At 59.6% G+C, this 13,395-nt stretch carries 11 protein-coding genes; 3 read left to right on the top strand and 8 right to left on the bottom strand.

Annotated elements, in window-relative coordinates; all coding sequences use genetic code 11:
* Nucleotides 1-9 precede the first annotated feature (9 nt).
* From nudK to C1N84_RS05490, 8 genes are all read right to left on the bottom strand, one after another.
* On the bottom strand, nt 10-588 hold the full coding sequence (nudK, locus tag C1N84_RS05525) for a GDP-mannose pyrophosphatase NudK (protein ID WP_021508055.1): 579 nt from the start codon (nt 586-588) through the stop codon (nt 10-12).
* A 300-nt stretch (nt 589-888) separates the two neighbouring features.
* Nucleotides 889-1,473: a cytochrome c-type protein NapC gene (gene napC, locus C1N84_RS05520; protein ID WP_058758337.1), complete on the bottom strand. Its 585-nt coding sequence runs from the start codon at nt 1,471-1,473 to the stop codon at nt 889-891.
* Between the two features lie 7 nt (nt 1,474-1,480).
* Nucleotides 1,481-1,912, bottom strand: coding sequence for a nitrate reductase cytochrome c-type subunit (napB, locus tag C1N84_RS05515; RefSeq protein WP_058758336.1), 432 nt, complete (start codon nt 1,910-1,912; stop codon nt 1,481-1,483).
* A gap of 11 nt (nt 1,913-1,923) precedes the next feature.
* A complete protein-coding gene (gene napA, locus C1N84_RS05510; protein ID WP_104188635.1) occupies nt 1,924-4,410 on the bottom strand; it encodes a nitrate reductase catalytic subunit NapA in 2,487 nt (828 codons plus the stop codon).
* Nucleotides 4,407-4,685: a chaperone NapD gene (locus C1N84_RS05505; protein WP_021508051.1), complete on the bottom strand. Its 279-nt coding sequence runs from the start codon at nt 4,683-4,685 to the stop codon at nt 4,407-4,409. Before C1N84_RS05505 ends, napA begins: the two co-directional genes overlap by 4 nt.
* Nucleotides 4,675-5,145, bottom strand: a complete 471-nt coding sequence (gene napF / locus C1N84_RS05500; protein ID WP_021508050.1) for a ferredoxin-type protein NapF — start codon at nt 5,143-5,145, stop codon at nt 4,675-4,677. The genes C1N84_RS05505 and napF overlap by 11 nt, the downstream gene beginning before the upstream one ends.
* A 163-nt stretch (nt 5,146-5,308) precedes the next feature.
* Nucleotides 5,309-6,811: an L-asparagine permease gene (gene ansP, locus C1N84_RS05495; RefSeq protein ID WP_031279802.1), complete on the bottom strand. Its 1,503-nt coding sequence runs from the start codon at nt 6,809-6,811 to the stop codon at nt 5,309-5,311.
* 290 nt (nt 6,812-7,101) lie between these two features.
* Nucleotides 7,102-7,374 (bottom strand): YdgH/BhsA/McbA family protein, encoded by a 273-nt coding sequence (locus C1N84_RS05490; protein WP_058770823.1) that lies wholly within the window; start codon nt 7,372-7,374, stop codon nt 7,102-7,104.
* Nucleotides 7,375-7,613: 239 nt separating this feature from the next.
* On the opposite strand from C1N84_RS05490, the gene narQ reads away from it, so the two are divergent.
* The 3 genes from narQ (at nt 7,614) to acrD (ending at nt 13,288) form a co-directional block, all read left to right on the top strand.
* Nucleotides 7,614-9,302 (top strand): nitrate/nitrite two-component system sensor histidine kinase NarQ, encoded by a 1,689-nt coding sequence (gene narQ, locus C1N84_RS05485; RefSeq protein ID WP_058758332.1) that lies wholly within the window; start codon nt 7,614-7,616, stop codon nt 9,300-9,302.
* A 41-nt stretch (nt 9,303-9,343) separates the two neighbouring features.
* On the top strand, nt 9,344-9,976 hold the full coding sequence (locus C1N84_RS05480) for a response regulator (protein WP_150361624.1): 633 nt from the start codon (nt 9,344-9,346) through the stop codon (nt 9,974-9,976).
* Between the two features lie 195 nt (nt 9,977-10,171).
* A complete protein-coding gene (gene acrD, locus C1N84_RS05475) occupies nt 10,172-13,288 on the top strand; it encodes a multidrug efflux RND transporter permease AcrD (RefSeq protein ID WP_394541780.1) in 3,117 nt (1,038 codons plus the stop codon).
* Nucleotides 13,289-13,395 lie beyond the last annotated feature (107 nt).

The raw sequence follows: 13,395 nt of genomic DNA, 5'->3' as shown, positions 1-13,395 counted from the left end.
CCGCCGCGGTTATGCCTGCAACCAGCCCATCAGCTGCGCATAATGCAGTAACATAATGGTTTTACCGTCGCGAATGCGCCCCTCTTTCACCATCGCCAGCGCCTGAGGAAACGGCAGCTCGAGTACGGTGATCTCTTCATCTTCCACGCCGCCGCCGTCGTTAGCGCGCTGCGCATCGCTGTATTCAGCGGCGAAAAAGTGCAGCAGTTCGGTCACGCCGCCTGGAGACATGTAGGCCTCAAACAGTTTCTCGACCTTGCCAACCTGGTAGCCGGTCTCTTCCACCGCTTCTTTACGGATGCAATCTTCCGGCGTGTCGTTATCCAGCAGTCCGGCGCAGGTTTCAATCAGCTCACCGCTGGCGTTGTCGTTAACATAGGTCGCGATGCGGAACTGACGAATCAGCACCACGCTGTTTTTTTCACGGTTGTAGAGCAGGATGGTGGCGCCGTTGCCGCGATCATAGACTTCACGTTTGTGACGTACCACGTCGCCGTTGCTGCGGGTGAGTTCGTAGGTATAGTTGCGCAGAATGAAATAATTATCAGACAACAACTTATCTTTGATGATGTTGATCTTTAACGACATAGCCGCTCCACTGCGTAGCTGAGGGAGCCTGAGATAATAGGCCGAAGCCGCAGGGAAAACTATCTGAATTGTGGAGCAGGTTGCCTGCGATGGCGTAAGGCTGTCAGTTGAGCATTACGCCTTTTCAACCTTCATAGCACGTGTCGTAGCGGCGCCATTCAGTGCGCATCCGGGCAGCTGTGCAGTGATTAACTTAGCGCGATAAATCGCGCCGCTACGATGTTGTGTGGTTTGCGGCTGTATCAACCGGTCGGCACGAAAACCCTGATACCGCACCGGCAGGCGCGGCCAGGGTCGCGATTAGAAACCGTTTGGCTGGTCTTTCATATCCGGCAGATGGTGGGCAATGCCTTTGTGGCAGTCGATACAGGTCTGTCCGTCCTGCACCGCTTTGCTGTGCATTTTGGCGGCGACCGTTTTCTGCGCAGTGAAGTCCATATAATCGAAGTTATGGCAGTTACGACACTCCTGCGAATTGTTGTTCTTCATCCGGCGCCACTCGTTCTGCGCCAGCTCGATACGCGTCTCTTCAAACTTCTGCGGCGTATCAATCAGGCCGAAGATCTTGGCGTACACCTCTTTACTCGCCTGGATCTTACGAATCATCTTCGGCCCCCACTCGTGCGGCACGTGACAATCCGGACAGGTGGCGCGCACGCCGCTGCGGTTGTTGTAGTGCACCGTCTGCATATATTCCTGATAGACGTTGTTGCGCATTTCGTGACAGCCAATACAGAACTGCTCGCGGTTGGTCATCTCCATCGCGGTGTTAAAACCACCCCAGAAGATGATGCCGCCAGCAAAGCCAAGAATCAGCAGCGTGCCGAGCGCCAGACGGCTGGGGCGTCGCCACCAGCGCCAGATACGTAAAAGTTTCTGTTTCATCGCCACCTCACTGCCCAAAGCCGTCAGCCGGCTTAAAGGTGTTTTCCACCACCGGTTTGGCATCGGTCTGCGGCACGTGACACTGCAGGCAGAAGTAGCGACGCGGCGATACCGTGCTGCTCACCACGCCGTCGCGGTCGGTAAAGTGCGTCGGACTGACGCGCGGCGCGCCGGTGGTCAGATAGCTCTGGGTGCCGTGACACTGCAGGCAGCGGTTCACGTTCTTCGTCACCTGGTAGCCCTCCACGCTGTGCGGGATCACCGGCGGCTGATTAACATAGTTCAGCGGCTTGCGGCTCTGCTCTTTGGGCTGATGAATGGTGCCCTGCTGCGTTGCCGTCACTTCCGGTGACTGATTGAGATCGACGCCGTTATTAGCGTACACCACGCCGCCCAGCATCAGGGCGGCAACGGTTACAAGAGTGATAAAAGGTTTCATTGCATCCTGCCTCAGATTTTCACCAGCTTAACGGCGCATTTTTTGTAATCGGTCTGCTTCGACAGCGGATCGGTGGCGTCCAGCGTGATGTTGTTGGCCAGCACGCCGGCATCAAAGAACGGCATAAATACCAGCCCCTGCGGCGGCTGATTACGCCCGCGCGTTTCCACGGTGGCGAGGGTTTCGCCACGACGCGATACCACGCGCACCTTCTCACCGCGACGGAAACCGCGATCTTTGGCGTCCAGCGGATGGATATACAGCAGCGCCTGCGGCACCGCGCGGTGCAGTTCCGGCACGCGGCGCGTCATGGTGCCGGTGTGCCAGTGCTCCAGCACGCGACCGGTGCAGAACCACAGGTCGTATTCGGCATCCGGCGCTTCCGCTGGCGGCTCGTACGGCAGGGCAAAAATGGTGGCTTTGCCGTCCGGCTTACCGTAAAAACGTACCCCCTCACCGGCTTTCACGTAGCTGTCGAAACCTTCACGATAGCGCCAGCGCGTCTCTTTGCCGTCCACTACCGGCCAGCGCAGACCGCGCGCCTCGTGATAGGTATCGAACGGTGCGAGATCGTGACCGTGACCGCGGCCAAAGCTGGCATACTCCTCGAACAGGCCTTTCTGAATATAGAAGCCGAACTCACGCGCTTCATCGTTGAGGCGGTCGTCGGCCACTTCGCTCAGCGGGAACTGATTCACCTGGCCGTTGGCATACAGCACGTCGTACAGGGTTTTGCCTTTCAGCTCAGGCTGCTGAGCAATCAGCGCCTCTGGCCACACGTCCTCAACGCGGAAGCGTTTGGCAAAGGTCACCAGCTGCCACAGATCCGATTTCGCCTCGCCAGGCGCTTTCACCTGCTGATGCCAGAACTGGGTACGGCGCTCGGCGTTGCCATAGGCACCCTCTTTCTCTACCCACATCGCCGTCGGCAGAATCAGGTCGGCAGACAGGGCGCTGATCGTCGGATACGGGTCGGATACCACCACAAAGTTGCGCGCATCGCGCCAGCCCGGCATGCGCTCCTGCGTCAGGTTCGGCCCGGCCTGCATGTTGTTGTTGCACATCACCCAGTAGGCATTCAGCTTGCCGTCTTTCAGCGCGCGATCCTGCGCCACCGCGTGCAGACCGACTTTGGCTGGCACCGTGCCCTGCGGCAGCTTCCACAGTTTTTCAGCTAAAGCGCGGTGTTTGTCATTGTTCACCACCATGTCGGCTGGCAGACGGTGCGCAAACGTGCCCACTTCACGCGCGGTGCCACAGGCCGATGGCTGGCCGGTGAGCGAGAACGGTCCGGTGCCCGGACGGGAAATTTTGCCGGTCAGCAGGTGGATGTTGTAGCACAGGTTGTTCGCCCACACGCCGCGCGTATGCTGGTTGAAGCCCATGGTCCAGTAAGAGACCACCTTCACGTTCGGATCGGCGTACAGCTCCGCCAGCGCGATCAGCTGATCCTGCTCTACGCCGCTCATGGCGCTGGCTTTTTCCACCGTGTATTCCGCGACAAATTTCGCATACTCATCGAAGCTGATTGGCGTCGACTCGCCGTTGTCCGGATTTTTCGCCGCCGCCTGCAGCGGATTGGTCGGGCGCAAACCGTAGCCGATATCCGTCACGCCTTTACGCAGCGTGACGTGATTCTGCAGGAAGGTTTTATCGACTTTGTTGTTCTGAATAATGTAGTTAGCGATGAAGTTGAGGATCGCCAGATCGCTCTGCGGCGTGAAGACGATGGCGTTATCGGCCAGCTCGAAGCTGCGGTGGCGATAGGTCGACAGCACCGCTACTTTGACGTTGTCATTGCTGAGACGCCGCGCGGTAAGGCGTGACCAGAGAATCGGGTGCATCTCGGCCATGTTCGATCCCCACAGCACAAACGCATCGGCCTGCTCGATGTCATCGTAGCAGCCCATCGGTTCGTCCATACCGAAGGTGCGCATAAAGCCCACCACCGCAGACGCCATGCAGTGACGTGCGTTCGGATCGAGGTTGTTGGTGCGGAAGCCGGCTTTCATCAGCTTTGATGCGGCGTAACCTTCCCATACGGTCCACTGGCCGGAGCCAAACATGCCGACCGATTCCGGGCCGTTGGCTTTCAGCGCCGCCTTAAACTTCGCTTCCATGATGTCGAACGCCTGATCCCAGCTTACCGGGGTGAACTCGCCGTTCTTATCGAATTTGCCGTCGGTCATGCGCAGCAGCGGCTGGGTCAGACGATCTTTGCCGTACATGATCTTCGGCAGGAAGTAGCCTTTGATGCAGTTCAGACCGCGATTAACCTCCGCCTGCGGATCGCCCTGCGAGGCGACCACGCGGCCATTCTGCGTGCCGACCAGCACGCCACAGCCGGTGCCGCAAAACCGGCACGGCGCTTTTTCCCAGCGAATCGGCTCAGCCAGGCTGGTGGCCGCTTTGGTCACGGTCGGAATGGTGAGACCAGCAGCCGTTGCAGCAGCAGCCGCCGCATTGGCCTTCATAAAATCACGACGACTCAGGTTCATGATGCTTCCTTACAGGGTTCTTCAATTTCGTCTTGCTGGTGATAAACCAGCGATACCGCCAGCACATCCGGGATGTTGCGGGTGGCTTCAATGTTGCTCAGCAGCGTGGCGCTGTCGGCCGCGCCCAGCGTTAGCGCCAGCGTGCCGCGTGCCGCATCTTCTGCCGCAATGTCGCTGTCGGCAAAGTTCAGTAGCGCCTGCCGCACCGCCGCGATCGCGGTCGGACGTGCCTGAATCACCAGGCCACATACGTGCCAGCTGTCGTTATTCGTCATGATGCAGTCCTGTGGCTGAGACCGGACACGGCGCGATACAGGCGCCACAGCCAGTGCAGTGTTGCGGAAGGATTTCCGGCTGGCCGATGCCGTTGGGCATCAGGCGAAAACGGATCGCCTGCTGCTCACAACTCTCCTGGCAGCTGCGACAGTTAACGCCAAGAAAAGCGATACAGCGGCTGTCGATGCGGATGCGCCGGCTAAAAGGTTCAGTGTCGCGCGGCTGAAACAGCGGCTGCGGGCAGACATCGGCACAGGCGGCGCAAAAGGTGCATTCGCCCTGCAGAAAGTCGAGCTGCGGCGCTTCGCCAGCGGCGATGCGGATAATGCCGCTCTCGCAGGCTTGTACGCAGCGGGCGCAGCCGTCACAGCCGCTCTCTCCCCGCCACCACGGCAACGCGATACCGCCGGCAGGCATGACGCGCTGCCCGGTAAAGAGTTCACGTCGCGACAGCGCCATCGGCTCACCTCAATGCGGGGATGTAGAGATGGTGCGTAAAATAACCTGAGGTTATGAAGGGCTATATCACCCGAAAGGTGTAATTCCCGATGCGGGATCAAGAGAAGGAGAATTGAAATAAAAACGGGGGCCGACTGGCCCCCGCAGGTGAGCATCGCTGCGATTAACGCGCGTTGTCTTCCGCCAGTTTAGGCGCCGCATCATCCTGATCGTCATGATGATGCTCGTGCTCTTTCATCGCCTCCGCCTGCACGCGCTTACGCACGCCAAACCAGCCGAGCACCAGCAGCACGGCAATCAGCGGAATTGAAGCAATGGTGTAAGTACCGTTCGGGTAGTCAAACGCCATCAGCACCAGCACGCTCACCAGGAACAGCAGCGTCAGCCACGAGGTAACCGGCGCCCACGGCAGCTTAAAGCTGACATCTTCCGCTTTGCCCTCTTTGATGGCTTTGCGCAGACGCATCTGGCACACCACGATGAACGCCCACGAGGAGATAATCCCCAGCGACGCCACATTCAGGACGATCTCAAACACCTGTGACGGAACGTAGTAGTTGAGCACCACGCCGATCACGTACACGCCGATGGTCACCAGGATACCGGCGTACGGCACCTGCTGCTTACTCATCTTCGACATGAACTGCGGCGCCGAGCCGCCCATCGACATTGAACGCAGAATACGTCCGGTAGAGTACAGGCCCGAGTTCAGGCTCGACAGCGCCGCGCTCAGCACCACAATGTTCATCACGCTGCCAATGTAGGGCACGCCCAGTTTGGAGAAGAAGGTGACGAACGGACTTTGACCGGCCTGATAGGCGTTCCACGGCAGCAGCAGTACCAGCAGCACCACGGAGCCCACATAGAACAGACCGATACGCCAGATCACGCTGTTGATGGCTTTCGGCAGCATGGTTTTCGGGTCTTTACACTCGCCCGCCGCCGTGCCCACCAGCTCAATCGAGGCGAAGGCAAACACCACGCCCTGCACCAGCACCAGCGCCGGCAGCAAACCGTGCGGGAACAGCCCGCCGTTGTCGGTGATCAGATGGAAGCCGGTGGTGTTGCCGTCCAGCGGTTTACCGCTGCCGAGGAACACCACGCCGACAATCAGGAACACCACGATGGCCAGCACTTTCACCAGCGCGAACCAGAATTCCATCTCGGCGAACCACTTCACGCCGATCATGTTCATGGTGCCGACAATCGCCAGCGCGCCCAGCGCAAATACCCACTGCGGCACATCACCAAACGCGCCCCAGTAATGCATGTAAAGCGCCACCGCGGTGATATCGACGATACCGGTCATCGCCCAGTTAACGAAATACATCCAGCCCGCGACGTAGGACGCTTTTTCCCCGAGGAATTCACGCGCGTACGAAACAAAGCTGCCGCTGGAAGGGCGATGCAAAACCAGCTCGCCCAACGCACGGAGAATAAAGAAGGAGAAGATACCGCACACCAGATACACCAGTGCCAGTGCCGGACCGGCCATCTGCAGACGCGCGCCGGCACCGAGGAACAGACCGGTACCGATAGCGCCGCCAATGGCGATCATTTGTACCTGACGGTTACCCATCGCTTTGTGGTAACCCGTATCGTGAGAGTTAAGCCAGCGCCTTCTCGCAGCACGCTGTTCGGCTGGCGTTTTTTTAGTAGATTTCATAGCTTTCCTGTTTGTCCTGTCCATCAATCACCGCGTAACCAATCGATTGCGCCGGGCAGTGCGAAATGGGGTAAAACCGGCCCCTGAGCGGCGGAACGATGCCGCGCGGCGAGCCGGGAAATTACGGCGATGAATCCTACCCGTTCTGCATGAACGAAGCAAAATTTACTGGCTGACTGCACGGGTTGATTTGTAATAATCCGTCGCGACGCACAAAAAAACCGGCCAGTGGGGTGGCCGGTAATCGGTGGCTACAGGAAAAAACTACCAGAGGGGAATAATGAAGGGCATTAACGGTAAATCTCGGCGCTGCCGCTCCACATGCTGGAATCGCCTGGATTCTGCATGCCAATGACGCGATAGTGGCTGGCGCCCATCTCTTCCGCTTTCTGCGACAGCTGACGGGTGGCGTCATCCAGCGAACCGCGCACGCCGCTCACCGATACGGTGCCGCTGCTTTGCAGGTCCTGGGTTTGTGCCTCGCTCAACGGCGAGGCGGCAAAGGTAGTAAACGATGCGCTGGCAAGCAGTGCAGCAGTCATTACGGCATAACGTGTCTTCATGAGGTGCTCCTGTTGTCGTGCGGGAAAAGGGTTACGCGTCAAAGTATCGGCGAGCCAGTGCAAACCAGGCTGCGCGAGCGGTAAAAGCGTTCAATATTTCGCCAGCCAAACGCGGTTAATCCAGGGAAACGTAAAACGTGGTGAGTTTCTCTGGTAAAAGTAACCAGATGTGTCAATTTCGCGCTCGCACCCGCGCTGCGGCTGACTTATAATCCCCCGCTCTTGTAAGGGTTATTATTGTGATAGTGAAACGTCCCGTTACCCGCACCATTGCCCGCGCACTCAGCGCGATTGTGCTGCTGTCGCTGTTAACCACCGGCCTGGCGCTGATGACGCTCTCCAGCAGTTTGCGCGATGCCGAAGCGGTGAATGTCGCCGGCTCGCTGCGCATGCAAATCTACCGGCTGGCGTGGGACAGCACGCGCGATCCGCAGCAGCTGGCGCACCATATGCAGCAATATCAGCAGACGCTGGAGTCACCGGCGCTGCAACATCTGGAGCGTCCGTGGGTGCCGATTGAAGTCAGCAGCCGCTACCGCTATCTGCGCGACAGCTGGCCGGTACTGCAGGAGACGCTGCAGCCGGCGCGGGCGCAGGTGTACCAGCAGCGCGTGGCGGGCTACGTCAGTGAGATTGACCGCTTCGTGCTGGCGGTGCAGCACTATGCCGAGCTGAAAATGCATCTGGTGGCCGCCAGCAGCCTGTTCGGCTTTCTGGCGATTGTCGCGCTGGCGCTGTGGAGCATTGGCTTTATTCGCCGCAACGTGGTGCGTCCGCTCGATTCGCTGGTCACCGCCAGTCAGTACGTCGAACAGGCCAACTTCAGTTTTCCGCCGCTTTCCGTGCATCAGCCCAACGAGCTGGGCGTGCTGGCGCAGGCGTTTACCACTATGGCGGAGCGGCTGCATTCGCACTATCGCCTGCTGGAGTGCGCGGTACGCAATAAAACCGAAGATTTAACCCAGGCCAACCGCACGCTGTCGCTGCTGTATGAAAGCTCGCAGATTCTCACCGGCAGCCCGCTCAATCCCGAGCTGTTTCAGGGCCTGCTGCGGCTGGTGCAGCGGCGGGAAGCGCTGGAGGTGCTGCAAATCGCCAGCGAAGATATCGCCTTCCAGGCCGGCGTGCCCGCCGACGATCTCAGCTGGCAGCGGCTGCCGCTGCAGCAGGAGGAGCAGCGCCTCGGCGAACTGTGCTGGCAAACCCGCCGCGCGCCGCCGGCCGATGAGCTGATGCACAGCCTGGCCAACATGCTGGCGCGTGCACTGTGGATCTGGCAGACGCAGAAGCAGTATCAGCAGATGCTGCTGATTGAAGAGCGCGCCACCATTGCGCGCGAGCTGCACGATTCGCTGGCGCAGTCGCTCTCTTTTCTGCGTATCCAGCTGACGCTGCTGCGGCGTAATGTCGATAGCAGCCAGCCGCAGGCACAGGCGATCATCGCCGATTTTGATCGCGCGCTGGCCGAGGCCTATCAGCAGCTGCGCGAGCTGCTCACCACCTTCCGCCTGAGCATTGAACAGGCCGATTTAGTGCAGGCGATGCAGGCGATGATCGCCCCGCTGCAGGAGCAGTCGCAGGCGGCGATTACCTTTGACTATCAGCCTGGCCTGCAAACGCTGGATGCCCAGCAGCAGGTGCACGTGCTGCAGATTGCACGCGAGGCGCTGCTCAACGCAATTCGTCACGCGCAGGCGCAGCAGATTCAGATTCGCTATCAGCGTGTCGCTGATGATGAGCACCTGCTGACCATCGAAGATGACGGCTGCGGTATCAATAGCGTGGAAGAGCCGCCGGGCCACTACGGGCTGACCATCATGGCCGAGCGCGCGGCGCGTCTCGCCGGCAGCTTACTGATTACCCCGCAGGCGCAGGGCACCTGCGTCACGCTGCGTTTTCCCGCCCGCCCCGCGCACCGGCTGGCTTAACGCATTACACTTAGCAAATGGATTGAAACTCTGGAGAACCTATGGCTCACCCTTCCCTGTCTATTATGATCGTTGACGATCATCCGCTGATGCGTCGCGGTATCCGCCAGTTGCTGGCGCTGGAACCGCGTCTGGAAGTGGTGGCTGAGGCGAATAACGGTACCGAAGCACTGGCCGAAGCGCGCCGTCTGGTACCGGATGTAATCCTGCTCGATCTGAATATGAAGGGCATGTCCGGGCTGGATACGCTGAAGGCGCTGCGCCACGAGGGCGTCGCGGCACGCATTCTGGTGCTGACGGTGTCCGACGCGCGCAGCGATATTTACGCCATGGTGGATGCCGGTGCCGATGGCTATCTGCTCAAAGACAGCGAACCGGAACTGCTGCTGGCGCAGGTAATGCGCGGCGCACAGGGCGAGAACGTGTTCAGCGAGGTGGTGGCAGAATATCTGGCGACCCGCCAGCCCAGCGCCAATCCGTTCAGACAGCTGACCGAGCGCGAGCTGGATGTGTTGCAGGAAGTGGCACGCGGCTTATCCAACAAAGAGATTGCCGCCACGCTGCACATTTCGGAAGAAACGGTAAAGGTACACATCCGCAACCTGCTGCGTAAGCTCGACGTCCGTTCCCGCGTTGCGGCAACGGTGCTGTGGCTGGAGAGCCGCAATGTGTGATTGCGCACATAAAGCTGCTGCGACTTTTACACTTTCTCCATAATTTATCCACGATTCCCTAATTTGCCCCGCGTACAGTAAGCAGCAGCCGGAGTTTTCAGGATCGCCCTTGCACTCCGCCAGCGTGAAGCGCAGCGTGCGGCACGCTTTTACTAATAACAAGTACAAAGTACGCAGCTGAGGAGTGTCGGTTTCATGTCGAACTTTTTTATCGACCGCCCCATTTTTGCCTGGGTGCTGGCTATTTTGCTGTGCCTGTGTGGCACGCTGGCCATTATCTCGCTGCCGGTGGAACAGTATCCGGATCTCGCGCCGCCCAACGTGCGCATCACCGCCAACTATCCCGGCGCATCCGCGCAGACGCTGGAAAACACCGTCACCCAGGTTATCGAGCAGAATATGACGGGAATCGATAACCTGATGTACATGTCCTCGAACAGCAGCAACACCGGCCAGGCGCAGATCACCCTCACCTTTACCGCCGGCACTAACCCGGATGAAGCGCGGCAACAGGTACAGAATCAGCTGCAGAGCGCGCTGCGCAAATTGCCAGCGGCGGTGCAGTCGCAGGGCGTCACGGTAAACAAAACCGGCGACAGCAACATTCTGATGATCGCCTTTGTCTCCACCGACGGCAGCATGGATAAACAGGATATTGCCGATTACGTCGCCAGTAACATTCAGGATCCGCTCAGCCGCATCGACGGCGTCGGCCAGGTCGATGCCTACGGCTCGCAATACGCCATGCGCATCTGGCTCGATCCCAACAAGCTGATTAACTACGCGCTAACCACCGACGATGTGGTCAGCGCCATCGAATCGCAGAACACCCAGGTGGCGGTCGGCCAGGTCGGCGGGTTGCCGTCGGTGGACAAACAGGCGCTGAACGCTACGGTTAACGCCCAGTCAATGCTACAGACGCCCGCGCAGTTTCGCGCCATTACGCTGAAAACCAACACCGACGGTTCAGTGGTGACGCTCGGCGACGTGGCCACCATTGCCATGGGCGCCGAAAAGTATGACTTTCTGAGCCGCTATAACGGCCAGCCGGCCTCCGGTCTCGGCATCAAGCTGGCCTCCGGCGCTAACGAGATGAACACCGACAAGCTGGTGCGCGCCCGCGTTGCCGAACTGGCGCAATACTTCCCGCACGGACTCGAAGCCAAAGTGGCGTTTGAAACCACGCCGTTCGTCAAAGCCTCCATTAAGGACGTGGTGAAAACCCTGCTGGAAGCGATCCTGCTGGTGTTTCTGGTGATGTACCTGTTCCTGCAAAACTTCCGCGCTACGCTCATTCCCACCATTGCTGTGCCGGTGGTGCTGCTCGGTACCTTTGCGGTGCTGTACGCCTGCGGCTTCAGTATTAACACCCTGACCATGTTCGCCATGGTGCTGGCCATCGGGCTGCTGGTGGATGATGCCATCGTGGTGGTGGAGAATGTCGAGCGCATCATGAGCGAAGAGGGACTATCGCCGCGGGCCGCCACGCGTAAATCGATGGGGCAGATTCAGGGTGCGCTGGTGGGTATCGCGCTGGTGCTGTCCGCAGTGTTTGTGCCGATGGCGTTCTTTGGAGGCACCGTGGGCGCTATCTATCGCCAGTTCTCCATCACCATTGTCTCGGCGATGGTGCTGTCGGTGCTGGTGGCGATGATTCTGACGCCCGCGCTGTGCTCCACGCTGCTCAAACCGCTGGCGCAGGGCCAGCACCATGGCCGGCGCGGATTTTTCGGCTGGTTTAACCGTCACTTCAATGCCAGCGCCGAACGCTACGAGCGCGGTGTGGCGCGCATTCTGCTGAAGAGCGGCCACTGGCTGCTGCTCTACCTGGCGATTATCGGCGTGATGGCATTCCTGTTTATTCGTCTGCCTACCTCCTTCCTGCCGCTGGAAGATCGCGGCGTATTTCTTACTCAGGTACAACTGCCGCCGGGCTCGACGCTGCAGCAAACCTCGCAGGTGGTGGCAAAGGTTGAGGATTATTACCTGACTGCCGAGAAGGACAATGTGCTGTCGGTGTTCTCCACCATTGGTGCCGGTCCGGGCGGTAACGGACAAAACGTGGCGCGCCTGTTTGTGCGTCTGAAGGACTGGGAGCAGCGGCCAGGTCGCGATCGCACCTCGTTTGCCATCATCGATCGCGCCACCGCAGCCTTCAAAAAGATCAAAGAGGCACGCGTCATCGCCAGCAGTCCACCGGCGATCACCGGCATGGGCAGCTCCTCCGGCTTTGATATGGAATTGCAGGATCACGGCGGCATCGGGCACACCGAGCTGATGGCGATGCGCGATCGGCTGCTGGCGCTGGCCGACAACAATCCGGCGCTGTCGCGCGTGCGCCACAACGGGCTTGACGACAGCCCGCAGCTGCAGATTGATGTCGACCAGCGCAAAGCGCAGGCGCTCGGCGTCTCGCTGGATACCATCAACGACACCCTGACCACCGCCTGGGGCTCGACCTACGTGAATGATTTTCTCGACCGCGGCCGCGTGAAGAAAGTCTACGTCCAGGCGGCACCGGAATTCCGCATGCTGCCGGGCGACATCAACAAATGGTATGTGCGCAACAACAGCGGCGGCATGGTCCCGTTCTCCGCCTTCGCCACCAGCCACTGGGAGACCGGTTCACCGCGTCTTGAACGCTATAACGGCTATTCGTCGCTGGAGATTGTCGGCGAGGCGGCTAACGGCGTCAGCAGCGGCACGGCGATGGATGAGATGGAGAAACTGGTGGCGCAGCTGCCGCTCGGCGTTGGCTTCCAGTGGACCGGTGCCTCCTATCAGGAGCGTCTCTCCGGCTCGCAGGCGCCGGCGCTGTATGCGATTTCGCTGCTGGTGGTGTTCCTGTGCCTCGCGGCTCTCTACGAGAGCTGGTCGATTCCATTCTCGGTGATGCTGGTGGTGCCGCTGGGCGTGGTGGGCGCGCTGGTCGCCACCTGGCTGCGCGGACTGGAGAATGACGTCTACTTTCAGGTCGGCCTGCTGACGGTGATTGGTCTGTCGGCGAAGAATGCGATCCTGATCGTCGAGTTCGCCAATGAGATCAACAGCAAAGGGCGTGAACTGCTGGAGTCGACGCTGGAGGCATCGCGGCAGCGCCTGCGGCCGATTCTGATGACGTCGCTGGCCTTTATTTTCGGCGTGCTGCCGATGGCGATCAGCAGCGGTGCCGGTTCCGGCAGCCAGCATGCGGTCGGTACTGGCGTGATGGGCGGCATGATCTCCGCCACGGTGCTGGCCATCTTCTTCGTGCCGCTGTTCTTTGTGCTGGTGCGCCGCCGCTTCCCGCTGCGGGCAAAGCCGCACGACTGAGGCTAACTCCGGGCAAATAAAAAGCCGCCATGATGAATGGCGGCTTTATTGATGTGTGCGGTAAGAATAACAGCAAGTTGGGAAGTGCCCTGCTTTTCTCTTCACGA

It is taken from the genome of Pantoea sp. SGAir0418, from assembly GCF_043529865.1.
This window is presented reverse-complemented; position numbering and strand designations above follow the sequence as displayed.